The organism is Paenibacillus sp. MY03 (assembly GCF_002165585.1).
In the GTDB taxonomy this organism is placed as follows: domain Bacteria; phylum Bacillota; class Bacilli; order Paenibacillales; family Paenibacillaceae; genus Pristimantibacillus; species Pristimantibacillus agaridevorans.
In genome coordinates, this window is the sequence record NZ_MXQD01000007.1 from 161397 (window position 1) to 185305 (window position 23909).

22 protein-coding genes and 1 pseudogene are annotated in these 23909 nt (G+C 50.9%); 5 read left to right on the plus strand and 18 right to left on the minus strand.

Annotated features, from left to right (window positions below):
* Nucleotides 1–151: 151 nt before the first annotated feature.
* The 3 genes from B1748_RS08270 to ligD form a co-directional block, all read right to left on the minus strand.
* Nucleotides 152–736: a ribonuclease H-like YkuK family protein gene (locus tag B1748_RS08270; protein WP_087567423.1), complete on the minus strand. Its 585-nt coding sequence runs from the start codon at nucleotides 734–736 to the stop codon at nucleotides 152–154.
* Between the two features lie 208 nt (nucleotides 737–944).
* The gene (locus B1748_RS08275) at nucleotides 945–1691 is read right to left on the minus strand and encodes a tryptophan-rich sensory protein (protein WP_143810265.1); all 747 of its coding nucleotides are present in this window, start codon (nucleotides 1689–1691) and stop codon (nucleotides 945–947) included.
* 320 nt (nucleotides 1692–2011) lie between these two features.
* Nucleotides 2012–3331: a non-homologous end-joining DNA ligase gene (gene ligD, locus B1748_RS08280; RefSeq protein ID WP_256975577.1), complete on the minus strand. Its 1320-nt coding sequence runs from the start codon at nucleotides 3329–3331 to the stop codon at nucleotides 2012–2014.
* A gap of 180 nt (nucleotides 3332–3511) precedes the next feature.
* On the opposite strand from ligD, the gene B1748_RS08285 reads away from it, so the two are divergent.
* From B1748_RS08285 to B1748_RS08300, 4 genes are all read left to right on the plus strand, one after another.
* On the plus strand, nucleotides 3512–4714 hold the full coding sequence (locus B1748_RS08285) for a patatin-like phospholipase family protein (RefSeq protein WP_087567425.1): 1203 nt from the start codon (nucleotides 3512–3514) through the stop codon (nucleotides 4712–4714).
* A gap of 33 nt (nucleotides 4715–4747) precedes the next feature.
* Complete coding sequence (locus B1748_RS08290) at nucleotides 4748–5350, plus strand: dihydrofolate reductase family protein (RefSeq protein ID WP_373271263.1); 603 nt, start codon at nucleotides 4748–4750, stop codon at nucleotides 5348–5350.
* A gap of 5 nt (nucleotides 5351–5355) precedes the next feature.
* Nucleotides 5356–7632: an ATP-binding cassette domain-containing protein gene (locus B1748_RS08295; protein WP_087567427.1), complete on the plus strand. Its 2277-nt coding sequence runs from the start codon at nucleotides 5356–5358 to the stop codon at nucleotides 7630–7632.
* Between the two features lie 81 nt (nucleotides 7633–7713).
* Nucleotides 7714–8937, plus strand: a complete 1224-nt coding sequence (locus tag B1748_RS08300) for an MFS transporter (RefSeq protein WP_087567428.1) — start codon at nucleotides 7714–7716, stop codon at nucleotides 8935–8937.
* A 160-nt stretch (nucleotides 8938–9097) separates the two neighbouring features.
* Here the strand turns inward: B1748_RS08300 and B1748_RS08305 are convergent, their stop codons facing one another.
* The 5 genes from B1748_RS08305 to B1748_RS36780 form a co-directional block, all read right to left on the minus strand.
* A complete protein-coding gene (locus B1748_RS08305; RefSeq protein WP_087567429.1) occupies nucleotides 9098–10123 on the minus strand; it encodes an SPFH domain-containing protein in 1026 nt (341 codons plus the stop codon).
* A gap of 20 nt (nucleotides 10124–10143) precedes the next feature.
* Nucleotides 10144–10893 (minus strand): TPM domain-containing protein, encoded by a 750-nt coding sequence (locus tag B1748_RS08310; RefSeq protein ID WP_256975591.1) that lies wholly within the window; start codon nucleotides 10891–10893, stop codon nucleotides 10144–10146.
* A 56-nt stretch (nucleotides 10894–10949) separates the two neighbouring features.
* Nucleotides 10950–11981, minus strand: coding sequence for a TFIIB-type zinc ribbon-containing protein (locus B1748_RS08315; RefSeq protein WP_087567598.1), 1032 nt, complete (start codon nucleotides 11979–11981; stop codon nucleotides 10950–10952).
* Nucleotides 11982–12375: 394 nt separating this feature from the next.
* The gene (locus B1748_RS08320) at nucleotides 12376–13044 is read right to left on the minus strand and encodes a PspA/IM30 family protein (protein ID WP_087567430.1); all 669 of its coding nucleotides are present in this window, start codon (nucleotides 13042–13044) and stop codon (nucleotides 12376–12378) included.
* A 327-nt stretch (nucleotides 13045–13371) separates the two neighbouring features.
* Nucleotides 13372–13479, minus strand: a complete 108-nt coding sequence (locus B1748_RS36780; protein WP_179215470.1) for a putative holin-like toxin — start codon at nucleotides 13477–13479, stop codon at nucleotides 13372–13374.
* 468 nt (nucleotides 13480–13947) lie between these two features.
* Here B1748_RS36780 and B1748_RS36785 point away from each other — a divergent pair, with 468 nt between their 5' ends.
* Nucleotides 13948–14091: a hypothetical protein gene (locus tag B1748_RS36785; RefSeq protein WP_179215471.1), complete on the plus strand. Its 144-nt coding sequence runs from the start codon at nucleotides 13948–13950 to the stop codon at nucleotides 14089–14091.
* Here the strand turns inward: B1748_RS36785 and mnmH are convergent.
* The 10 genes and pseudogenes from mnmH to B1748_RS37940 all read right to left on the minus strand — a co-directional run bounded on the left by mnmH (nucleotide 14072) and on the right by B1748_RS37940 (nucleotide 23905).
* Nucleotides 14072–15106: a tRNA 2-selenouridine(34) synthase MnmH gene (gene mnmH / locus B1748_RS08325; protein ID WP_087567431.1), complete on the minus strand. Its 1035-nt coding sequence runs from the start codon at nucleotides 15104–15106 to the stop codon at nucleotides 14072–14074. The genes B1748_RS36785 and mnmH overlap by 20 nt on opposite strands.
* Nucleotides 15107–15139: 33 nt before the next feature.
* The gene (selD, locus tag B1748_RS08330; protein ID WP_087567432.1) at nucleotides 15140–16186 is read right to left on the minus strand and encodes a selenide, water dikinase SelD; all 1047 of its coding nucleotides are present in this window, start codon (nucleotides 16184–16186) and stop codon (nucleotides 15140–15142) included.
* A gap of 79 nt (nucleotides 16187–16265) precedes the next feature.
* Nucleotides 16266–16643 carry a hypothetical protein gene (locus B1748_RS08335; RefSeq protein WP_087567433.1) on the minus strand — a complete coding sequence of 126 codons (378 nt, stop codon included), beginning with the start codon at nucleotides 16641–16643 and terminating at the stop codon, nucleotides 16266–16268.
* A 78-nt stretch (nucleotides 16644–16721) separates the two neighbouring features.
* Nucleotides 16722–17396, minus strand: a complete 675-nt coding sequence (locus B1748_RS08340) for a uracil-DNA glycosylase (RefSeq protein WP_087567434.1) — start codon at nucleotides 17394–17396, stop codon at nucleotides 16722–16724.
* Between the two features lie 97 nt (nucleotides 17397–17493).
* The gene (locus B1748_RS08345) at nucleotides 17494–17820 is read right to left on the minus strand and encodes an antibiotic biosynthesis monooxygenase family protein (protein WP_087567435.1); all 327 of its coding nucleotides are present in this window, start codon (nucleotides 17818–17820) and stop codon (nucleotides 17494–17496) included.
* 153 nt (nucleotides 17821–17973) lie between these two features.
* A pseudogene (locus tag B1748_RS08350) lies at nucleotides 17974–18156 on the minus strand (hypothetical protein); the annotation flags it as partial.
* Nucleotides 18157–18385: 229 nt separating this feature from the next.
* Nucleotides 18386–18643, minus strand: a complete 258-nt coding sequence (locus B1748_RS08355; RefSeq protein WP_143810267.1) for a hypothetical protein — start codon at nucleotides 18641–18643, stop codon at nucleotides 18386–18388.
* A gap of 476 nt (nucleotides 18644–19119) precedes the next feature.
* The gene (locus B1748_RS08365) at nucleotides 19120–21534 is read right to left on the minus strand and encodes a restriction endonuclease-like protein (RefSeq protein WP_087567438.1); all 2415 of its coding nucleotides are present in this window, start codon (nucleotides 21532–21534) and stop codon (nucleotides 19120–19122) included.
* Complete coding sequence (locus B1748_RS08370) at nucleotides 21503–23461, minus strand: McrB family protein (RefSeq protein WP_087567439.1); 1959 nt, start codon at nucleotides 23459–23461, stop codon at nucleotides 21503–21505. The genes B1748_RS08365 and B1748_RS08370 overlap by 32 nt, the downstream gene beginning before the upstream one ends.
* 234 nt (nucleotides 23462–23695) lie before the next feature.
* Nucleotides 23696–23905: a very short patch repair endonuclease gene (locus tag B1748_RS37940; protein ID WP_218781622.1), complete on the minus strand. Its 210-nt coding sequence runs from the start codon at nucleotides 23903–23905 to the stop codon at nucleotides 23696–23698.
* Nucleotides 23906–23909 lie beyond the last annotated feature (4 nt).

The following is a 23909-nucleotide window of genomic DNA, read 5'->3' on the forward strand; positions in this document are numbered from 1 at the left end:
GCAATGTAGTTGATTTTTCAGCTACATTCGCTCGGATCGGTCCCCATGCGGCTCAGCTCCCACATCGCCAGCTACTCCAGGTAACAAGCTTGTCCGACTCCACCCGGCGGGCGACCTCATCCGCAGGGCATCCGGCCATCCACCATCGAGCTTAACTCGACTGGTTGACGCAAGTGCCGCGATGTGGCGTCTTCGTGAAGCGGTTGGAGACAGACGACGCCACGATGGCCTCCGGCTTTACGCGGGCCGACACGCCCATTGCTTCGACCCTGCCCACCATTTCGGACACGAAAGCCGCAGTCTGGTTGCGCCTCTCGTCCGTGCCCGCGTCGATGTCGATGTACATGCTGAGCTCGGCGCCTTGATAAACATGCGGCAGCAGAATATCCTCGAGCTCCGAGAGTTTGGCCGCGTCGAAGAACGCCGCTATCTCCTGGCTAAACGTCGTTTCCAGCGTCAACTTTTCTTGAATGGAATAGATCTCGCGAGGCAAAATGACCTGCCGATAACAGAACCACGCCCCCCGACCCGGCCGAAAAATAACGATCGACGTAACAAACTTGGTATGGCCGGGATGCACCTGCGCGTCCGTGCCGATCACCAGCTGGTACGAAGAACGCGCATCGCTTTTCATAAAGCCCACAATCCGCAGAAATACCTCGTCCAGCGTCATATCCCTGTCGGTCCTATTACGAAACACGGTCTCGTGAAGCAACGCGTAATGTTTTTTCTTCATAAGGATCACCGTGGAAGCAATTTCGGCTTCTTCCTTTCTATGACTATGGCCTCTGCTTCTGTATCATACGCTCGCCCCCAGCCTCTGCGGTTGTACGAACGCCCTTATAACCCCACTTAGATTTGTACTTCCGCTCAACGAAAAAAAGACCCCGAACATCAGGGCTCTCTGAGACGGAAATCATCGGAGAACGTTCGAGGGTACTCCATTAGCTTGCCGTTCGCATGCTGCGAAGGAAAACGAGAACCGCCGCTGCCGCGAGGACTACAGCCAGGACAGCAGCCGTGTAGACGACACCCGGATGATCTTGTTGCTTCATACAGATGGCAACATAAGCCCAGACGAAGACAAGCGGCACGACCGCATCCCTTCTGGTAAAAGCGATAGCGAGCGCAATCACGGCGCCGACCGCAAGCACGATTGGTGCCCACAAAGTCTCCGACAGTCCGAATCCGTCCCATTTGCTTGCATGCAGCGCCGAGGAGATGTTGACGATGGTTGCGACACAGATCCACCCCAGATACAGGCTAAACGGCACGCGGACGAACCATCGCTCCCCCATCGACACGTACGTTTCGCCTGCCGCCCTGACGCGGGTATAAATCGCGATTATCGTAAGAAGCAGCGCAAGCATGACGAATACGCTTTCGTATACATATTCATAATGCCAAGCAAGAAGCCAGCCTGCATTAAACACGCAGCTGAGAGGGAAATAAAAACCGACCGCTTTCACGGCTTTACTGTTCCTGCCGGCATGCGTGAAGGAATAAATAACGAATCCGATCAGAAACGCGTAGATGAGCAGCCAGATGGAGAAGGCGTAACCGGCCGGCGTAACGAGCGAGGGGTACTTCGCCGACAGCTCCCCCATCGTTCGGCCTCCTAGCGGCAACCTTTGCGCCAAGACATTCATCACAAGCACGAGTACCAGACCAATAGCATGAACATATCTCATAGCTAGCACACCTCCGAATAGACGAGCTTAATCCCTATCTATTCACCTTATTGCTTTATTATTAAACAAGGACAGAGCCAGTCTCGCTGCATTAGTGCCAAAAAATACAGATCCGGTCCTAGTATCCCTGGCTTGCAGGAATCTTATTCCTGTTGCCCCGGGCTTGTCTTGCGGTCCGGTCCGCGGTTTCCGAAAGAGGAGACGTGTTACTTCATCCGCAAGCTGGGCCAATTCGATCCGGCGCTGCTGGAGTCCGCGAGCAAGCGCTCGCTTAAGAAGACGTCCTTCCGCTAAGGGGGACGGCTTTGCTATAGCCTTGATCACAAGCGAGTCGTTCCCGCTTTCAGTTGCGCAATGACAATGCCAAGGACAGAGTTGGATTGGACCCCATAATTCCGCATCGGACAAGGCCTTGTATGAAGCCGCTCCAACACCGACGGAATCGTAAATTGCTCCGGCGCGAGGCCATCATTCACCTCGTCCCACTCCAAGGGAGCCGCCACCGTGGCCGTTTCAGTGCCTCTGGCGGAATAGGGCGCTATGATTGTTTTGCCGGGCGCATGCTGAATATAGTCGACATAAAGCCGGCCGCCCCGCTTCTTCTTTAGCCGCTCGATCGTGAACAGCGCCGGGAACTTCTGTACCAAATATTCCGCGACGAATGACGTGAACACTCTTGTGTCGTCGTACGTCACCGTGTTCTCCGGGCCAAGCGGAATGTGGATCTGGATCCCTTTCCCTCCGGATACTTTGGGATAACCTGTTATTCCGAACCGGTCAAGCACCTGGCGAATTTCGATGGCCGCGCGCACCGCGAGCGCAAACTCCTTGCGGCTTGGCGGATCGAGATCCAGCACAATCTCGAGCGGATTCGCTTCGCCGATGCGCTGGAACGGGACATGGAGCTCGATAACCGCCTGATTGCCAAGCCAGACCAGCGTCGACAGGTCGTCGCAGACGATGTAGTTGATCCCTGCGGATTCCGAGGTACGGACAAAAGGCGGTGCGTATGTGGGACAATTTTTTTGATAAAACAACTCCCCCGGCACGCCGTGAGGATACCGAATCGAGGTCAATACTCTATTCTGCAAAAACGGCAGCAGCCGAGGAGCGATCCGGATGAGATAAGCCGCATAGTCCTCCTTGGCGATGCCAGCGGAAGCCCACAATGGCTTGTCCGGGTGCGTCAATCCCGCCTTGGGGAGCAGGTCCGCATTGTCCACGATCAGCCTGCTCCAGGAGCAAGTGTCCGCCTTCTCTCCAAACCGGAAGGAACAAAAAGCGGGATGAACAAGATGAACGACCGCCGAGGCAAGATTCATCCCGCCAATATCGCCGGCTGAAAGTCCGTCGAAACCGAGCTCCACGCAAATCCCCGGCTTGGTCCGAACCAGCGTACGCAAACCGCCGTCAGCCTCCCGATTGTCCACAATCGTTTTGGCGAGCGTCTCCCGCTCCTCCGGCTTCATCCCTTCCCGGAAGGAACCGACTGCCGTCCATTCTCCACTCCCTTGCAACAACCCTGCTATGAAACTGTCTTGCATCCTGTCGTATCCAAGCACGACGAAGACCCCGCGATAGAGTCCGGCTCCTTGCTTGAAGTGCGCCGTCATCCCCGCTATACTTCCGAGATTTGTCATGACCATCTCCTTCCTCTCTTCATTGATATAGTCTGACGTTATGCAGGCCGAATATACCTTCTCGCCATATGCATGGCACGATTGCCGGAGGTATAATGGAAATGTCTGCAAGGTACGGCATACATATCTTTATAAGCGGATACATAACGAAGCAACGAGACAGACGGGAGGATTGCCATCATGGCGGAAGCTGCAAAGCCGGGGCTGGGGCTGGCGCTTGAAGGCGGCGGCGCCAAAGGCGCTTATCATATGGGAGTGGCGAAAGCGTACTTGGAGGCGGGCCACACGTTCGACGCGGTAGTCGGCACCTCGATCGGCGCGCTTAACGGAGCCGTCATCGCGCAAGGCGACTTCGAGAACGGCTATCGGCTGTGGGAGCGGCTGGATGCCCGCGCGATTTTCGATATTACCGATGAGGAATACCATCTGTTGATGCGGCGCAGGCTCGACACAAGCGCCTTGCGCCACTTGGCCTCGAGAACCCGGAAACTCATCGCGAGCAGAGGCATGGATACCAGAAAGATGCGGCAATTGATCGCATCCGTTGTCGATGAAAGCCGGCTGAGAGAATCCCCTGCCGACTTCGGGCTGGTAACGGTATCCTTGACGGGCCGTGCCCCGCGCGAGCTGTACAAGGAAGATATACCGCAAGGACAGTTGGCGAATTATTTGATGGCCAGCGCTTCCTTTCCCGGCTTTCAAACAACCGTCATCGACAACGAGGCTTTTATCGACGGGGGGCTGTATGATAACTGTCCGATTAATATGCTGGCTCTTAAAGGCTACAAACAAGTCGTCGCGATCAGGACGCTTGGACTCGGGATTACTCGCAAAGCCCGGTATCCCGGCATGACGGTTACGACCATCTCGCCTTCCGAGCCGCTCGGCGGCATGATGAGCTTTAACCCCGAATCGATACGACGCAGCTTGAACATGGGCTACTACGACGCCATTCGGCAGCTTAGAGGGTTGCAAGGGAAAACGTATTGCGTCGACATCGGCGGACTAACCGAAGAGATGTGCAAAGAGATGCTCGACTCGCTCCCCGAAGCCAAGGTGTTGGGTGTCGGCCGCATGCTCGGCGTTGGCGGACTTCCGCCTCGGGAATTGTGGAGCAAAAGTATCGTGCCCAGGTTGTCCGGCAGCATGCGGTTGCCGGCGGACGCGTCGTCTCTGGCCTTCATCATCGCTCTGGCAGAGACTTTAGCGACAGCAAAGGACGTGCGCAAATACGCCGTTTACTCCTTCGCGGACTGGATTCGTACCGCCATAAGCGGTCCTCTACGGAACACCCGCGGTCTCGGCTTCCGTCAAGTGGAGCTGTGCATGGCCGCGCAGCGTATACTGGAGGCCGTTCGGCTGCCCGAAGGACCAGAAGCTTAATATGACATAAGGTGACGTATTTGAGGATCTATAATGGGGGTAGGTCAACGAAAGGAGTTACAGCTCATGAAACGAAAAATCATTTTAGATTTGGCGGTTACTTTAGATGGTTTTATTGAAGGGAAAAATGGTGAAATCGATTGGTGCATTATGGACGCCGAGATGGAGTTTAATCATTTTTTAGATCAAGTCGATACCATTTTATATGGAAGAAAAAGCTATGATTTATGGGGACAATATACTCCGGAAATCGAACATTCGGATTCTGAAAAAGAATTTTGGGAATTGGTTCATAGCAAAAAAAAATACGTTTTTTCCAGAACGCAAAGGAGTACCGATGATCAAGTCATTTTCATCAATGACGGTATTCTCGAAGAAGTGGCTAAATTAAAGAATGAGCCGGGCAAAGACATCTGGTTATATGGCGGAGCAAGTTTGATTACGACTTTTATCCATTTAGGACTTGTCGATGAATTTAGATTATCCGTTCACCCTGTTGTTTTGGGAGAAGGTAAACCGCTGTTCGCGGATATAAAACAGAGGTTGAATTTAAAAACGGTTCATACAAAAACGTTCTCCTCGGGCGTTGTACAACTCATTTACCATTCGCTCTTGGAAAATAGAAATCCGAGGTGATGTCTATGAACGGCTATGATATCGTAATTGAAGGAGCGCGCGAGAATAACCTGAAAAACGTAAATGTCCGCATCCCGAAGCAAAAAATCACGATCTTCACCGGCGTCTCGGGGTCGGGCAAATCCTCCCTTGTTTTCGACACTATCAGCGCAGAAGCTCAGCGGCAGCTTAACGAGACGTTTTCCGCGTTCGTCCGCAATCGGCTGCCCCGGATTAGTCAGCCGGATACCGATCTCATCGAGAACTTGTCTACGGCGGTTGTCATCGATCAGAAAAGACTCGGCGGCAACTCCCGTTCGACGGTTGGCACAATCACGGATATTTATGCCATGCTCCGGCTGCTTTTCTCCAGAATCGGCAATCCTTCAGTCGGCTCTTCTCGTGTCTTCTCGTTTAACGAACCGGCCGGCATGTGCCCGGAATGCTCCGGAGTCGGACAGGTGGTGCAGTTTAGCGTGGACAAGTTGTTCGACAAGTCCAAATCGCTTAATGAAGGCGCCATTCTGTTCCCCGTCTTTAAAGTGGGAAGCTGGTACTTGAACACGTACACCCATTCCGGCTTGTTCGACAACGACAAGCGGCTTGCCGACTATACGCCGGCAGAATGGGACGCTCTTCTAAACGGCAAAGAAAGCAAAATCGTATACCGCTCGATAGGCGGCGATATCGAATCGAATTACGAGGGGCTGCTGCCCAAACTCACCCGCCTGTATGTAAAACGGGACATCAGCGAGATATCGGATGCCAAACGCGAAACGGTGGAACGTTTTTTATCCTATTGCGAGTGTAGCCTTTGCGGGGGAAGCCGGCTTAATCAAGCGGCCTTGGGCTGCCGGATTAACGGATACAACATTGCGGAGTGCGCGGCGATGGAGATCGGCGAGCTGATCCGTATGATTGAAGCCATTCGGGATCCCGTTGCGGGTCCGATGATCGGCGGGATTTTGACCCGGCTGAACCATCTGGTCTCCATCGGACTGGACTATCTGAGTCTGGACCGACAGACCGCCACTTTGTCGGGCGGGGAGTCGCAGCGCATCAAGATGGTCCGTCATCTCAGCAGCAGTCTCACCGGCATGATCTACATTTTCGACGAGCCGAGCGTGGGGCTGCATCCGCGAGATGTCCATCGTCTTAACGGCATGCTGCGTCAGCTCCGGGACAAAGGCAATACCGTACTCGTCGTCGAACACGACCGCGAGGTGATCGAAATCGCCGATTACATCATCGATGTCGGACCTCTTGCAGGAACCCGCGGCGGAGAAATCGTCTACGAAGGAGACTTTGCGGGCCTGCTCCGCGCGGATACGCCGACAGGACGGCACTTAAAGCAAAGCCTGCCCTTGAAAACTTCAACAAGGACGCCTACGGATTGGATGACCGTAACCAGCGCCAGGCTTCACAATCTGAAGGATGTTACCGTCGATATCCCCGTCGGTGTGCTGACCGTGGTAACGGGCGTAGCCGGCTCGGGCAAAAGCACGTTGATTAACGGAGCCTTCCTGCCATCGCATCCGGAGGCGATTGTGATCGACCAGTCGGCCGTGGGCACATCCATCCGCTCCAATCCGGCCACTTATACGGGAATGATGGACGAGATCCGGCGGCTGTTCGCAGCCTCCAACAAGGTGAGCGCATCGTTGTTCAGCTTCAACTCCAAAGGAGCCTGTTCCAACTGTCAGGGTCTCGGGATGATATACACGGATTTGGCCTTTCTCGAGCCGATAAGGACGATTTGCGAAAGCTGCGAGGGCAGGCGGTTCAGCGACGAAGTGCTGGAATATAAGCTGAACGGAAAATCCATCAGCGACATCCTCGCCATGACGGTACGGGAAGCTTTGGAGTTCTTTAGCAGGAAGGAACTGCTCCGTCAATTGCAGACGCTGGAGGATGTGGGACTCGGATACGTGACGCTGGGCCAGCCTTTAAGCACCTTGTCGGGCGGAGAATGCCAACGCATCAAGCTCGCTGGCGAGCTGCATAAGGAGGGCAATCTCTATGTGATGGACGAGCCGACGACCGGATTGCATATGTACGATATCTCCCGTCTGATGGACATTATGAACCGCCTGGTCGATGGGGGCAACACGGTGGTGGTCATCGAGCACAACCTGGATGTGATCAAGAGAGCGGATTGGATTATTGACATGGGTCCCGAAGGCGGACATCAGGGCGGCCGCATTGTATTCGAAGGCACTCCTGTCCAGCTTGCCGCTGCCGAGCATTCGATAACGGGTGCGTATTTGCGCAAGTCGGAAAGCGGCCAGGGAGCGTCTTCCTGATAAGGATCGATACAGATCGGAAGGTTGGTGGTATACTCGTAACTAGATGATGATCCACTGATCCGATTGGGAGCGATTCGATTGAACATATGGAAGGACTTGCGGACGTTCGCGGACGTACCCGGAGCTCGCGGGTTATTGGGAGCGTTGTTCTGCTATGGCATCGGACTCGGCATACTTGCGCCTATGAATGCCATCTATCTGAGCGAGAACATCGGACTTGCCAAAGGACAGATCGTATCGGTATTCGCGATCTCCGCCTTGCTCAACCTCATCGTTACGATAACGGTCGGCATCTTTAGCGACCGGATGAGGAGCAAAAAAAGGATTGCCGTCGTCGCGGCAATCATCTGCATGATAGGGCTGCTGATGTATATGAGGGCGGATAATTACGCGCAGGCGCTTATCTTTCTGTGCGTGGCATCAGCTCCTTCCGGGCTCATTATGGGACAGCTGTTCGCGCTGGCGCGTAACCACTTCGCCCGCCTGGCGCCCTCTCTGGTCGAGATGGCGCTTATTTGGCTGCGTTCGTCGATGAGCGTCGGTTTCTTCGCCGGCTTGCTGATCGGAGCCAACCTGTATGTGCTCGCGACGTTTCAAGGGGTCTTATGGGGCAATCTGGCCGGTTATGCCGCCCTAATGCTCTTGCTTCTGATGCACAAAGAGCTAGGCGCCGAAACGCCGACGGCGGGCAAAAAAGTCGCGGCGCCGAAGGGAGGAGAACCTTTTTCTCTTCTCATGCTTCTCGCTATTCTTATGATTGCATGCGCTGACGCCGTGCGCGGGCTATACCTGCCGCTCGTCGTAAAAGAGCTGTTCGGCCGCGCCGAATTCGCCTCCTACATCTGGAGCGTACAAGCCGTATTCGAGCTGCTGCTCATGACCGTTTCCGGTTACTGGGCGGCACGCTATGGGACCAAGCGCATTTTAATGCTCGGCGGCTTGTGCGCAATTGCCTGCTACGCCGTCTATCTTGCGGCGCCTCCGCTGGCCTACTTCTTCCTCGTGCAGCCCGTCTATTCGCTGTTCGTCTCCATCAAGTTCGGCGTGGCGATGGGTTATGTGCAGCGCATGTTCCTCGGCCGCAGCGGTTTCGGCGCCAGCCTGTACGAAAGCATCATTCTGATGGCGACGCTGCTTGGTTATGTCCTCCCTCTCTTTATCGAAGGATATCATCCGCTGCTGTTCCTGATTCCGACCGCCATTATCGTCGCATCGCTTATTTTGATCGGCTGGTCGATGGCGAAGGAACGCGGCCGCAGTTCGGGAATAGAATCGTCGGGAGACACGGCAGTTGCGAAATAGGGAGCGTTCTCCGCAAGACCAGGAAAAAGCCGCCGCGATGGTCGCGACGGCTTGTTGGTTGTCCTGGGGGTTGGCGAGTTATGAGTGTTCGACCGCTGCCAGCTTGATCGCAACGGAGGCTCATCCATCGACCATTAGACGCACAGTGGATCTACTGCCGTCAGCCCAGCTTCTGACCGCAGTTCGGACAGAAATTCGCGCCTTCGTTCTTGGCGCCGCAGTTCGGACAGAAATTCGGCTTCACCCCGCCGGACGGAGCCGATCCGGAGCTCTGCTGCCCCGATGCGTTGGAACTCCCTTGCTGCCCGGAGCCTCCGCCGTTTCCGCCTTGCTGGCCGCCGTCGCCATTCATGCCCTTCATCATTTCCTTGGCCATATTCATGCCCATCATCATGCCTGCCGCATCGGCCGCCATTCCGCCGCTTTGCAGCTTGCCCGATGAGATCGCGTCGATCATCGACGCCTGCTGGAAGCGCCCCATATCCCCGATCATGCTGTGCGAGGCGTTTTTTGTAATCATCGCCTGGATTTCCGGCGGATAGTTGAAGCTCATCACCTGGAAGCCCGAAATCGTGATGCCGATATCCAGCAGCTCCATGTCGAGATCCTCGCGAATGCCCCGCGAGATTTCCGCTGCATTGGCTTGGAGGTTGAACATATCCTTGCCTTCCGTGCTGATCCACTTCATGAGCAGGCTGTCGAGCACGGAGGTAATGCGAAGCTTTACGTCGTCAACGAGATAGCTCTCCCGCACGCCGGCGATTTTATCGATAAACGTCACGTAATCCTTTACCTTGAACACGAACGTGCCGTTGGCGCGGATCGGCATGCCGCCAGGCAACTGCGGAGTCGGAATCATGACGGGGTTCTGCGTCCCCCATCTTACCGTAAATTCCTTCGTGTTGACGAACACGACTTCGACCCGCATGCCGCTATTGAAGCCGAACTTGAAGCCCTTGAGCGTGGAGAGGAACGGAATGATCTGAGAATCGATATTGTAATCGCCCTCGTCCTGGAAGATGCCCTCGATTCTGCCATTATGGACGAAGATCGCGTCCTGGCCGGGGCGGATGATCAGCTTGCTCCCCTTCTTGATTTCCTTGTTGCTCCACTTCCAGAATATCATGTCGTCGCGGAATTCTTCCCATTCCACTACGTTCGCGAACTGGTTTTTGAAAAACACCATTATGCCTCATCCTTCCCCTTTTAAAATGATCCTCTGCTTCCGCTATGCGAATGGCCGCCAGACGATCTGCCGCCACCGCCTCCTCCTCCGCCACCACCGCTGCTCGGCTTCGGAATATGCTGCTTCGTGACCGTCGTTCTTATATACTGGTCCCGATGGCCGATGACCCCGGAGGATCCGACGTTCTCGTAGGTACGGCTGTGCACCGTCACTTTTCCTCCCGAGTTCGCCACCATCCGCCAGACGATCAGGAACGCTACAACACCGGCTGCGCCGACCTGAAACCACCATTTGAACAAAATATTATCGGGATCCACGCCCGGCTTGTAACCCATGTAACGATGCGCCGTTACGATGTAGTCCGAAAACGCGGCGTAATAATCGCCCGCCGACAAATCGGACGTGATCCGGTTCCTGATGCGGTCCAGTCTGCCGTCGTCGAGATACTCCTCGCCCTTGTAAAAGCCCGCCAAATAAACTTCCCTGAACTTCATGTCCATCGTCAGAATGACGGCATTGCCATGGGGCTTGTCGAAGCCGGGAGCCTTGTTGTCGTAGAAGTCCTCCGTCATCTTCATGACATCGGCTCCCGACTCGTTAAGAGAGGTATAGATGATGATGTCGGTCTCCCTTTCGGCACCGTACGTTCTTGCCATCTCCGTAAGCTTGGCCTCCTGCTCCGCGTCAAGCAGTCCCGCTTCGTCGTAAATCAGCAGCTTCCCGTCCTCGGCCGCGTACACGGAGGCCAGCGGAAGGCACAGGAGGAGCATCCCTATAATAGCGACCATCCTGGCAAACGGGAAAAGGCGGTTCAAGTTTCTTACTGTCACCATATTCCGCCTCCCATCGCCAGCTGTATGGCTTTCATGGCCGCGAACCCCGCAAGAAAGATGCCCGCGAACCAGCCGAATATTTTGCCCTTGCTCAGCGGCGGCTTTCCGACGACCTTCCCCGTCTGCCCGTTCATCGCGAAGGTGTATCTTTGTTTATTGTAGTCATAATGCACGACCCAGACGGGCAGCAGCGCGTAATCCGCCTTCAGCGCGGAAGTCTGAATGTTTTTGTTCTGGTAAGTCAGTACATGGTAAGCCTGCATCGTGGACTTGATATACGATTCGATATAATCGCCAATCTTATGCTTGGCGCGAGGATACAATACGCTGTCGTCGTAATTGTATTTCTCCGCGACGTAGCCGGAGAGATAGGGCGCCTTAAATTCCTTTAGCCGATCATAGGGGAACGGCTCCAGCTTGTCCATAAGCTCGTCGTTCATCTTCTCCGAGGCATCCACCGGCACCTTTACGTAATCCAGCACGATGTCCCGATAAACGTCATAATGCTGCGTCTCCGTATACATGTAGTCGCCGCTTCTATAGGTTCGTACCTTGGTCCCGTGCACCTGCACCTGGATGCTGCTATGCAGATCGTATAACCAAAAAGGCACGTACATGCCCGTGATGCTCTGGATCCGATCCGCGGTCATAAAGCCCGGCGGCGTCAAGAGACCGTTCTTGCACCACTTCTTGAACGCCTTCTGCGCCTCTTCCTTGCTAATTGCAAACGGAATGACGATGTCGGGAGACAGCTCTCCCGCCAGCCGATCGCCCAATACGACGTTGGAGCCGCAGAAGCTGCAAGACGTCGCTACCGTCTCCGGCTCCGTGATGAGCACGGCGCCGCAGCTTGTGCAGTGGTATTCCCGCGCCTCGTCTCCGCTAAAAACGGAGTGGCTGTTCGAGCCCGAATAGCTCTCGATCTCGTCCTTCCTGCCGCAGCTTTGGCATAGCAGCATGCCGGAGGCGCTATCGAACGCCATCTCGCCCCCGCAGTTCGGACACTTATATGCAATGACCGACATTCGTGCCATCACACCCCTTTCTCTTCCCGATTCGTACTGTTGTGCTACCTTTGTTTCCTTAACAAAATCACCCTGACGGGTGGTTAAAAAACCAAAAGCGTCTAGTCACTAGTCAGTAGTTACTGACCGCCTAACGGACATAAACAACGCTATTCTTCGTTTTTTTTGGGTTATCGAAAATCTAACGGACACAGACTACCTTATTGACATTCTCAGAGCGTCATTTGACTCCATTACGACCAAATAGTGTCTTTCCTGTCTGTTAGATTGGGTGAACGTTAAAAATCGGACAAATAGCGTCGCTGGTGTCTGTTAGTTTCGATCGCTCGGATGTACGAGGTTGTCCTTCAAACGGACAGGAGCGTCGCTATTGTTTATCCACATTCGAAAGGCCTTACCGCCCCAGCTTCTCCTTCAACTCGGCCAGCTCTTCCTCCGGCTTCGTTTCCTTCGCCTTCTCGTATTGGGCGAATTCTGCGTCTATATCGTAGGCCGCATCTCTGCGAAGCTCGGCGAGCGCCATCGCCTCGTCATAAGCTCGCTCCGCCCTCTCCTCCAGCTCGTCGAGCATAGACGCTCCCGCTATACCCGCTGTGTCCGCAGCGTTAATCTTCTGCTGCGCTTCCGCAGCCGCAAGCTTGCCTTTGATCGCCGTCCGGCGCGCTTCCAGCAAGTTGATATCCGCGGTCAGCTTCTCCTGCAGCGCCTTCATGTTCGCGGCATTGCCCGCCGCGGTATGGTAAGCGGCTTGCAGCTCGGCTTCCTTGCCAGCCTCCGCCGCCTTCTGTTCCAGAAACCTCATCGCCTGAGCTTCATTGCCCGACTGAACCGACTTCTCCGCGTAACGCTGCAGCTTGGCGATCTCCGCCTTGCATTCGTCGAGTGCCCGCTTCGCCCGGCTTTCCGCCGCCATAATCGACGCCGTCTCCGCCTTCACCTTGCCCAGCTCGCCGTTTACGCTTCGCATATATTCGTCAAGCGACTTCTCTACATTGTCGGAACGCTTAAGCAGCGCATTCACATTACTGGTCATCAAATCCCTGAATCTGGATAGAATACTCATATGCCAGCCTCCTTCTGCAACGATTTCCTGATCTTATAGTACCTTATTTTCGGCAAAAAGGATTCAAATCGAAGCGAAAAGGTTTATTAAGCTCTTTCGCGGCGTTAGATCGCGGTATTAATCACCAGTAGTCTAGCCATCCTGACCAGTATGGTTTCATTACCATTTCCATGTTGCATGTATAAACAGTGGTAGTTATAATAAAACTAAAGAAGGAGCCGTGCGACCACACGACTCCAGCAGCACAGTAGACCGCTTCAAAGGCGGTCGGCTTCGGAACCTAATCTAAATCACAGAGATAGATCGCATTCCTTGCAGCGGGGCGATCTATTTTTGTTGATTAAATACTGCAATGATGGCAACAACCAGTGTTAGCAGCGCTACAATTAGCGCACCGAAACTGATCATCAACGTCAAAGCGTCTTTAACCTCCATGGGCATCCCTCCCTTCTGAGAGAGGTAGCCGACCGCCCTTGCAAGCCGTTCTATGTGCTTGTCTAATTATAGCATAATTTGTAAGAATATATGAGCAGCGAACTCTGATTTTCTCCTGCTTTGCACAAACGGGAGTTGAACCGATGTTGATCGATCCCCGAGACAAAGGACTTAGGTTTGTAGCACCGCTATAGTTGTCCGTTCCGGCTCTTTATCTGGATATACGGGCAGCGCGGAGGATGCGAGTGCATACTCGCTCGGATCCGTTTTGTAAGTATTTTTAGGACAAGAGCGTTATTTATGTGTTGATTCCGGAAATAGAAAAATACATCGCCATGATGTATTAGCCTCATGGCGATGTATTCAAAGACAACTATACGTTCCGCGGTTCTCCGTCATCATCCTCGGTAGCGATCGCATTCCCCTCATAACTAATCCAGTCGCTCCTGAGACATTGGAATCCAGCATATGGAACGCAAGGGCGAGCTGATCCTGGTCGCCGAAAACGAAATTCATGCGACGGCAAGTAGCGGCATGTCATATCCGGTTAATGCCAAGCCACTTTGCACGGCTTCTGAATATTCTTCGCTCTTCAATATCCTCGGCTCATGAGTTGTTCCTTCACCAGCCTAGCGGCTTCGGCAACCGTACCGGCTTCGATGATCGTCGTCGGCCCGCTATACTGGCTCATTGCGTGCTCGTAGCGTGGATCGTAATAATGCTCCAGGAGCAGCCGGACGGCTGCTTCGTATTGATCGGCTTCCAGACATGCCGCAATTTCCTTGGCGACCAGCGTATGAATGTGGCGGCGAATGCGCTGAAAGCCTTGTATCAGCTCCTGCTTATGCTCCAGCGGACGGTAATCCTCCACGATATGACGTACGCGTTCTTCTATAGGCAGACGAATCAGCAGATGCTCTCCTTGCTCCTTCTTCCTCACGATAAAATCCGGAATGACCGCCTTGCCGATTCGCTTGCTCTCCCCTTCTATCAGGACGTATGGGGACTGCCCGAGCTGCAGCAAGTCGGCAACAAGCAGCGACTCGAACGTCTTCTGATTATGGGATGCCATCCCTACATGTCCGAAGATAGAACCGCGATGTCCGGCCATCCTTTCCAAGTCAAGGACGGGATAGCCCTCCTCCGCGAGCTGGCGGAGAATTGCCGTCTTGCCTGTTCCGGTATTGCCAAGCAAGACAATCGGAGAAGCAGACAGCTCCATATTTTCCAGCGTCTCCACGACCCACTTGCGGTAAGCGCGGAAGCCTCCCGTCAGCCTATGAACACGTATGCCCATCAAGGAGAGAACCGTTGCCGTCGTCTTGCTGCGCATGCCGCCTCGCCAGCAGAATACGACCTTCTGTCCCGGAATCTCGCGGAACTGCTTAATGAAATCAGGCAGCTTGGCCGATACCAGCTCCAGCCCGCGGTCCATCGCCGCCTGAACGCTGACCTGCTTGTAGGTTGTGCCGACCTCCGCGCGTTCCGCGTCGTCGAAGAGCGGAATGTTGAGACTGCCCGGAATCGTCGCTTCGGCGAATTCGGATGGCGAACGCGCGTCGATAGTGACGACCGTCTTGCTCTGACGCATCTTTAATAGCTCGTCTATGCTCATATCCTGAAACAACGATACCGTCTCCTTGCGCTATGTTTTCTTGACTTATCTGACCTCGATGCGTCCGGGATGCTCATCCGTCGCGCCGCCGATGATGGCAGCCTCCACGCCGGCCTGCTTCAGCTTGTCCAGCAGCTCCTCCGCTTGTTCTCCGGCTACGGAGATAAGCAGGCCCCCCGAGGTAACGGCATCGCACAGGATCCATTGCCCGATCTCGTCCAAGGTATCCGCGAAGTCGATGGAATCCTTGACATGGGCAAAATTGTTTTTCGTGCCTCCCGGCACGAAGCCCGACTCCGCCAGCTCCCTGACCCTCGGCAGGACGGGGACATCCGAAGCGTTCACCTGTATCCCCACCCCGCTGCCCTTGGCCATCTCCAGCGCATGTCCCATCAGGCCGAAACCCGTTACGTCCGTGCAGGCATGCACGTCGAACGGCTCCATAATTTCCGCGGCCGTCTTGTTGAGCGTCGCCATGACCTCCGTTACACGACGAACCTCATCCGCACTAAGCTTGTCCTTTTTGATGGACGTCGTCAGGATGCCTACGCCGATCGGCTTGGTCAGGATCAGCTTGTCGCCGGGAAGCGCCCCCGCATTGGTCCGCACCTTGTCCGGGTGTACAAGGCCCGTGACGGCAAGTCCGAACTTTGGCTCGGCATCGTCGATGGAATGTCCCCCTACGAGCGTAATCCCCGCCTCCCGCGTCTTGTCCCCGGCTCCCCGAAGAATTTCGGCAAGAATGGATTTGTCCAGCGTCTTGATCGGAAAGGCGACAATATTAAGCGCCGTCAGCGGCTTGCCGCCCATGGCATATATATCGCTGATCGCATTGGCCGCGGCCACCTGGCCGAACGAATACGGATCGTCGACGATCGGCGTAAAGAAGTCCACCGTCTGCACAAGCGCCAGCTCGTCGCTTAGCTTGTAAACGCCGGCGTCGTCGCTCGTATCGATACCGACCAGCAGATTGGGGTTCGGTATAGAGGCCGGCAAGGCGCGAAGGACTTGGGATAGCTCTCCGGGTCCGATTTTGCACCCGCAGCCTCCTTTGGTTGAGTAGGAAGTCAGTTTGACCGGTTCCGTGTTCATGGCTCAGTTCCTTTCTATAGGGATCGTTAGTGTTATGTTAATGAAGTAAGTCCATGATAAACGATACGGCTCGGAAATTCTAACTCTCCGCCGCCAGATCGATCTCCCGATTAGCAGTGCGATACTTGATGTAATGCCTGTTCCAGATTTGCGTTGCCGTCACGATGGTTGTTTCTCCGTCCTTCTCGAAAAAATAGCCGGACCCTTCTTGGCCTGCATAGATCCAGCCTTCCTCATGCATTTTTTCCTTAAGAAGCTCTCGGTGGCCCTTCGCTTTGGATACGTACTCTCCGTCCCGGTTCATGGGTAGGATTGCTCCATCGGCAGATCGCAGCCGATACATGAGTCCGGCATTGTCCAGTCCAACCTTATTGAGGAAAAGGCCTGCCGCGAGCAAAAGCAACAACGCGACAACCGCTATCGTCCATAAAGTCCACTTCCAAACAAGTCTCGGCAATGTCATCCCTCCCCTTTCCTTTTTTGGATGCAGACGCTCACACTTTAGGCGGTCGTTTGGGTCCCGAAAGGCATTGGCTTATATGTTTTCAATCTGCCAATCGATCTCCCCGCGGCCGCTCGCGCGAAGAAATTCATTGGCCCGGGAGAACGGCTTGCTGCCGAAGAAACCCCGATGCGCCGACAACGGGCTTGGATGCGGCGAGCGAAGCTGCAGATGATGCCGGTTCGTGATGAACTCCGCCTTCTTCTGGGCGTGGCTGCCCCATAGCAGGAACACGACGGGCTCGTCCTTCTCGTTGATGGTCTGTATCACCCGATCCGTGAAATGCTCCCAGCCCTGCCCTTTGTGCGAATTGGCTTCGTGCGCCCGCACCGTCATGACCGTGTTTAGCAAAAGAACGCCCTGCTGCGCCCACTTGATCAGGTAGCCGTTATTGGGAATGTAGCAGCCCAGATCCTCGCGCAGCTCCTTGTACATGTTCAGCAGCGACGGCGGCGTGCCGATCCCTTCCTTTACGGAGAAGCTGAGACCGTGCGCCTGGCCCGGTCCATGGTAGGGATCCTGTCCCAGGATGACGACCTTCGTATCGGCAAGCGACGTGTAATGAAGCGAATTATAAATATCGTATTTGTCCGGGTATACCGCTCCCCTGCTATATTCATCAACTAGAAATTCTCTCAGCTTCACATAGTAGGGCTGCTCGAACTCCCCCTCCAGCTTCTCCGCCCAATCATTCTTCAAGATGGCCATAATGAGCGTCATCCTCCCTCGCGTTCTCAATCTAAAACTATTATACATGATTCGCAATATTTGATAACGACCAGCACGGGTACTCCTTCGACAGTAGTCAACCCATAAAGTTGTCCCGCTCCACCTTTGCCACTCGCAAACCGAAATGCTGGTACCACTCCGCCTTGCCCTTGTCCTGAGCGACTTGATGCAGAGAGTGGTTTTTCCAAGCTTCAATGGCCTCAATCGTCGCCCAATAAGAGACAGTGATCCCAAAGCCGTCGCCGCCGCGAGCGCTTTCCACGCCAAGGAACCCCTCCTGCTGAGATGCCAGCTCCACCATCTTGTCCCCCATCGCTCCATACCCCTTGTTGTCCCCATCCGACATCTGCGAGGTGAACACAACGGCGTAATACGGAGGTTCAGGTGTTTGAGCGATCTTCATCCATTAGCACTCTCCTTCGTCATTCTTCTCTATCGCTAGTGTATCAGATTTGCAGCGGATAACGAGGCCTCTGTCTTGAGGTTCCTTAAAATTTGAAAATGAATGGAAATAGGACGCCTACATTGGAGGCATCCTTTGACCTGCTGCATGTTGCTACACGATCGCCTTCTTGGCCGCCGGCAACATAGACGGAGGCAGCTCTTCCTTCAGCCTCCAAACGAAACTGATTGGCTTGTTGCCTTCATGACTCACGTATTCCGCTTCTCCAAGGAAAGTAAAGGGACTCGTAAACCCGCCCTCTTCCTTGTATTCCCGAACGAATAACAGTATGCGAGACTCACGTTTAAAAATCAGGCTCTTGAACACTAATGTTATATCTAGCTAATTCTAGATGTGCCGCAAAAGAAAGTTGAAAATGAACGTCTCTAGCGGTTCTATTCTTATCCATTGAATCAAGTGTGTTGCCAGACATTATTAATTGAATATTCTCTCTAGCCTCAGTTAGCAATTTGTTCGATGAGCATATCAACTTTAACTCACTATAGTCTCTAAAACCTTCCAATAATTAAAAATCATTTATTATCATCTTAACTATGATTTCTTCACCGAATCTATAGCTGGTGTAAGAATATTTAGAATCCTGTACATCTACCCAATCCAGCAATACTAAGGAAGTACTTAATCTTTGCTCAGTATTATGAATAGCTGCCAAGTTGAGATCCAGAACTATTATCCTTTTATACATCCTACTGCCTATCTCCAAAAGTGGCTCTCCGCTAATATCAAATGGAAGAGAGACTTCCTCAATTTCTTCAGTAGACATACTGTCTCCAAAAGAGTAGTCGATACTCCCTCCTTAATACAATACCCTTCGGAAAGCTCATTAACAGAATGCCCTATAGCTAGTTTAAAGATGATCCTTGAAACTTTCACATCCAACTTCTCTAGCTGCTTATTCTCTAGTGCCTCTTCAATATCTTTGACTAGCTTTTTGTTATAATTTATTCTACTTTCGACTTCCTCTGAAAAAGTATACTCCATTCCATAATATCTTCTTTTTAGAATATCGATTAATAGTGATAAAAAAGTTCGTCACCAGAAAATGATTTGTTGCACTCTTTACATGCCGGAACAATACTTGTCTGGATATGGTTGTGAAAGAAAGACCTTTGACGGTATATGCTCTCTGGTATCCGCTGGTTTACCACAGTAAATGCACTACTCAGAGTACGTTTTTTTATCGTAGACAATTTTTTTTCGTAATCTATTGTCGCCTAAAAAATCCACATGCCGCAATATTTATTCCTCCTTTAAGCTCACGCTTATTACCTTCTTAGCATCGTCAATATGCGCATGATCTAACTTCACTTCCACGTGACCTCTCCGGCGCGCTTCACGCCATACAAAAAGCTCTTCCTCATTATCCAGCTTCAACTCGGCTACTTCTAACGCCCGGTCGAATATATACTTTGACGTGAAAGCGATGCTTCGAACCCCATGACCACCGGGGAGAATGATTTGTTTCCTTGCCTCCCAGTCCTCGATTTCGAACAGTACATAAAGCTTATCCGGAGGATTATGCTTTGAGGGAATTACTGTGATTTCGCCACGTTTCACAATCTTCCAATCTCTTATTCTTCCATAGTATCTCACGCCTACTATTTTATTAGTCTTACCGAAAAACTTCTTTGATTGATAAAGCGCCACATACTCCAGTTGTGTAAGGATCTTATGATTCGTGATATTCTCGAGCGGGGTATGATAAAAATTATACTTCAGAGCTACTTCCAACTGTTCCTCGCTGCTCATGCAACCGACCAGTACATTTTTTCCGCTATACTTGTTATCGTAGTACTCCTTCGACCCTTTTGGTCGAACAGCCCGCTCATATGCATTCTCCGGACTGTCCAAAATAATCTCATCCAGAAACTCTTCCAACAATTTTGTTGATCCCGGCAGAAAAGGAAATGCCCCTACATTTACAGCCTTTATGCTTTTGTATAATCGATGCTCCTTATATTTCTTTTCATCCGGGTAAGGGAACAATACATACGCCCCAAACATCGTCCGTTCGAACTTCTCCGAATCTTTCTCCGCATGAACGATAGCGTCCCGGTAACGATGCATCGTGTTGATATCGTCCTCTTCAGGCCCTGGAAGCCCGTCATAGGTCGCATAATAAGGCGTCCCCGGTTCCGCAGGATTCAATCGATACTTCGCATCGAACACATACTTATACTCTGTAGAAGTCTCTATTTTTCGAAGAGTAAGTACGTTATCCGGTTTCTGCGTAAGTGTCGGTCCCCGAAGCACTTGATTGTAAAACAGCTTGAAAATTTCTCCGTTTTTCTGGTTGCGGTAAGTCACCGTCGACGCGGCAGATCTCTTAAGCTTAACGAAAACTCCGCTATAATCTAACTTTATGATGTCTTGCCTGACCAACTCATACTTGTTACTTAGCAACTGATGTATCTTAAGGAAGCACCAGTATTCATAAAGTGTGGCTAAATCCTTCAAAGACAACCGGAATAAGTCATCCTGGATGATGAGGCCTTTGAGCAGCATGAGGTAGTACTTGTATACTTCTCGATACCCTGGAGCCATCTGCATCACTATGGAAACCGTCATTTGCTTCATAGTTCCCACTTGTAAAAAGTCAAACTGAAGCACCCTTCGAACTTCCTTCTGCATACGGGTCATCGTCTGAGCCAACAAAGGGTCCTCTAGTCTTTTCTGGCCCTTTAGTAACTGCCACAATTCTTTCAGTTTCCGCTCAATACGGAGGAACACCCATCGAATGAATCGATTTTCCTGCGTATCATAATTAACGATTCTCCGAGTATCCAACACGTGCGTTGGAACATATCTTTCACCCTTGACTCGAACCATTCCGTTCGCGGGGTCTTTGACCAGTTTCTGCGGATGTTTACTCAAGTATTGCAGGGTTTTTGTATTGATTTTCTTTGCCCTCTCGGCCGGAACAATGCGTTGAATCTGATGCATTTGCGTGTGAGGGGAGCCTTCTATCCGTTGGACAGCTTTTATAAGTTGGTCAAAAAGATAGCGTAATATCATAAAATATTCCGTTAAACTTTGCTGCTTCGTCTCTTTCAGGCCCGTTAACTGATATGTTTTGCGCAGGAAATCAAAGGTCAGGTTATGAATCTGGTGATTCACATCTTGAAGAATGACCTGATAATCCCTCTTGTAATCCATCTTCACAGGGAAAACTTCCAACCTAATCATTAATAGAGATGAAGCGCTTGATCGCAATTCTAGCTCTGAAAATCCGATCTCATTCTGAAAATTCAAGTTCCCTGACAGAACCCGCTTTCCCTTCGGCAATACCGCCTCGCGCAACGAATAATTTTCATGGTAAAAAGATAAGTCTATATCCGCCTTCTTCTCAACCAATAAATTGTAGGTTTGCGTCTCGTAAAAGATCGGAAAGCAAGCTTGTTCGTTCTGCCAAGGCTCTAGCTCTCCACGGTTGGGATTAAAGACAGCAATAGATAGAACCTGCAATTGATCGGAGTTAATAGATACGTGAAGATCCCCCTGCTCCCACACTCCCGATTCCGTCCGATCTAGCTGGAGCATATCTACCGTTGGATGGTATGGTTTCCCCTCTAAGTAGAGATCAAACAGATTCGTTTCAATGTGCAGGAGAACCACGCTCTTTTTAAGAGACCCAAAATGAAGTGAATCCGTCATCATCAAACCTCCGTAGCATGTAGATAAGCTTCATACTGGATTGAGGATATTTGACATTATTTTCGGTTACATGCTTAGTCCACAGCTGCTCAACATCTCTTTCTCCATCCAAATATTCTTTGCTTTGAACGGTGGAACCCGTAATACAGAGCAATAAGAGCTCGATGATTACTTTTTTCACTACTGAGTTGTTGCCCTGAATTCGGGGTAGAATCTTCTGCATGATCTGCATATCCATTGCCTCATCGGTAGTCATCAAAGAGAACCGTTTGTTGTATATCAAGTAGAAACAAATTGAATCCCTGACACGGTAACCAATGTGCGCGTGGATATTTTCAAGAATCGTGTTGATTCTTACCAATTGACCTACAGTTCTTTGGATAATATCTTTATTGTTTGCGTATGCGTCCTTTAACTGTAAGTAGTCGCTGGTCAAAAAACTCGCCGCTGGGTATACAGCCTCTGATTCTTCTTCCGTAATACCTACAATATCTTCTAATCCATGAAAACTGTCGAGTTGGATATGATTAAATTCGATGGTATTGGCCCGGTCCAATACCTTTTTGCTAAAAGGATGCGTGGTTTCATCCATGTTCACAGTACCTATGAAGAACACATTTTCAGGGATACCAAAATTGCTACCTACTTGATCTTCAGTAACAATTTTATCGGTCACAATGTGCCCATCTTGCCAACGCTGCGTTTCTAAGATACTGAGTAAATCGCTAAAATAGTGCTCTACTCTCGCTAGATTCATCTCATCTAAACAAATAAAGTAGGGTTTCTGCCGGTTCTCCGGTTCAGATGCCGCTTCTATTACGTAAGTTAATTTTCCGCGGCGAAATGTTCCACCCAGATCCTTGTAACCTATTAGATCGGACGGGTCATTCCAATCCGGTCTAACCGGAATAAGCGTAAATTGCCCCTTCGCTTCTGTTGCCCCAAGGGCTTCTGCGAACTTTTGAATGAGCTTAGTTTTCCCCGTGCCGGAAATACCGGCCAAGATAACGAAAGGCTTTGTTTTTAAGGAAAGGTAGAAGTTCTCAATTAGTTTGTTGGGATATTGGAAGCCTTGATGATTAATATATTTTTTCATTTTTTGTAAAACACCAAAAATTTGATCGTCACCTTGCTTGTAGTTAAATATGTCCATCCCAGTCGTTTCATCATCCATGTTAGTTTCTTTATCCTTGAAGTGTAGCTGTTCCCAGATAGGAAGAAACAAATTAAAATATTGATATAACTTAGCTTCCAGATCGAACCCTTCGTTCAGAAGCTCATCCGGTTTAAAGAACTTAGTTATTCCAGTCTTTGAACCGGTTTTCGTCCGAATATAGGATACGTAGCTCTCAATATCCTGTATTTTTTCTCCTGAATTTAACCATTCTGAGGTTATAACAAACCCCTCTTTTTTTATTAAGCGTAAGACTATCGGCTTATGTCTGTCCTCCACAAGAATGTTAATGAACCGTTGTTCGAGTGCTCTCATTTGTGCTTCCTTTTTTTCTTTAATAGAAGCATCAATTCTTCCTGTTGAGGAACCTCCTGAGCCAAAACAAAAGGTAACTTCAAGAAGATCTTTTTGAAATACCCATGAATATTGAAAGCTGAAGGATTTATCTGCGTGTATGGAGATACCTGACCAAAGATAATCCTTCGGTTGGTTACCATAAGGTGTAGGACTACCGATTCTTGCTTCGATAATATGGTCATCATTTAATTGATTCTTATTTATAAATGAACGAGCAAACTCTGCAGCCACAGCGTTATAATTTTTAAGAACAGCTTCATTTTGTTTTCGCAATTCCGTCATTAAAATCTTCTTTTCGTCCATTGTTTTATTTTCTTTTTGAATTGTCTTAACAGCGCTAGCAATTTTGCTGTAAGTTTCAAACAACGCTGAGCCAATTATTGTGTTTATACTCATTTTCAAGTTACCACCTTGAACAACAAATTTTATAACCGTCAACAACTTTAATTATTACTTCTAATAAAATTATCAAGGATTTTTGTGGATTTTCCAAATCCTTTTTTGTTTGGCAATCCCAAATAATAAGAACTCCCCATTCCAACTCAGTAAGTTTTGTTATATTCTCCGCATCACGTTTTCTATTTTTCTGATTTTATCTTGCCAAAACTCTCGATTTGATTCTGGTAATTATTATTTTTTACAACTCTCATGTCCATGCCAAAAACACTCGTTTACAAAAATAATTTTTTTATGTTTTGGTAAAACAATATCAGGTGAGCTTGGAAGATCCTTTTTATGCAGGTGAAGTCTATATCCTAATTTATGAAGAAGACGCCGAACAATAAGCTCCGGCGTCGTATTTTTAGTTTTTATATTCCCTATGGGAGAATTTATCCATATGGCC

Coding starts and splice junctions, on each gene's coding strand:
- B1748_RS08270 (WP_087567423.1), bottom strand. CDS start 736: ATGAAGAAAAAACATTACGCGTTGCTTCACGAGACCGTGTTTCGTAAT.
- B1748_RS08275 (WP_143810265.1), bottom strand. CDS start 1,691: ATGAGATATGTTCATGCTATTGGTCTGGTACTCGTGCTTGTGATGAAT.
- ligD (WP_256975577.1), bottom strand. CDS start 3,331: ATGACAAATCTCGGAAGTATAGCGGGGATGACGGCGCACTTCAAGCAA.
- B1748_RS08285 (WP_087567425.1), top strand. CDS start 3,512: ATGGCGGAAGCTGCAAAGCCGGGGCTGGGGCTGGCGCTTGAAGGCGGC.
- B1748_RS08290 (WP_373271263.1), top strand. CDS start 4,748: ATGGGGGTAGGTCAACGAAAGGAGTTACAGCTCATGAAACGAAAAATC.
- B1748_RS08295 (WP_087567427.1), top strand. CDS start 5,356: ATGAACGGCTATGATATCGTAATTGAAGGAGCGCGCGAGAATAACCTG.
- B1748_RS08305 (WP_087567429.1), bottom strand. CDS start 10,123: ATGGTGTTTTTCAAAAACCAGTTCGCGAACGTAGTGGAATGGGAAGAA.
- B1748_RS08310 (WP_256975591.1), bottom strand. CDS start 10,893: ATGCTCCTCCTGTGCCTTCCGCTGGCCTCCGTGTACGCGGCCGAGGAC.
- B1748_RS08315 (WP_087567598.1), bottom strand. CDS start 11,981: ATGTCGGTCATTGCATATAAGTGTCCGAACTGCGGGGGCGAGATGGCG.
- B1748_RS08320 (WP_087567430.1), bottom strand. CDS start 13,044: ATGAGTATTCTATCCAGATTCAGGGATTTGATGACCAGTAATGTGAAT.
- B1748_RS36780 (WP_179215470.1), bottom strand. CDS start 13,479: ATGGAGGTTAAAGACGCTTTGACGTTGATGATCAGTTTCGGTGCGCTA.
- B1748_RS36785 (WP_179215471.1), top strand. CDS start 13,948: ATGGAACGCAAGGGCGAGCTGATCCTGGTCGCCGAAAACGAAATTCAT.
- selD (WP_087567432.1), bottom strand. CDS start 16,186: ATGAACACGGAACCGGTCAAACTGACTTCCTACTCAACCAAAGGAGGC.
- B1748_RS08340 (WP_087567434.1), bottom strand. CDS start 17,396: ATGGCCATCTTGAAGAATGATTGGGCGGAGAAGCTGGAGGGGGAGTTC.
- B1748_RS08345 (WP_087567435.1), bottom strand. CDS start 17,820: ATGAAGATCGCTCAAACACCTGAACCTCCGTATTACGCCGTTGTGTTC.
- B1748_RS08355 (WP_143810267.1), bottom strand. CDS start 18,643: ATGTCTACTGAAGAAATTGAGGAAGTCTCTCTTCCATTTGATATTAGC.
- B1748_RS08365 (WP_087567438.1), bottom strand. CDS start 21,534: ATGACGGATTCACTTCATTTTGGGTCTCTTAAAAAGAGCGTGGTTCTC.
- B1748_RS08370 (WP_087567439.1), bottom strand. CDS start 23,461: ATGAGTATAAACACAATAATTGGCTCAGCGTTGTTTGAAACTTACAGC.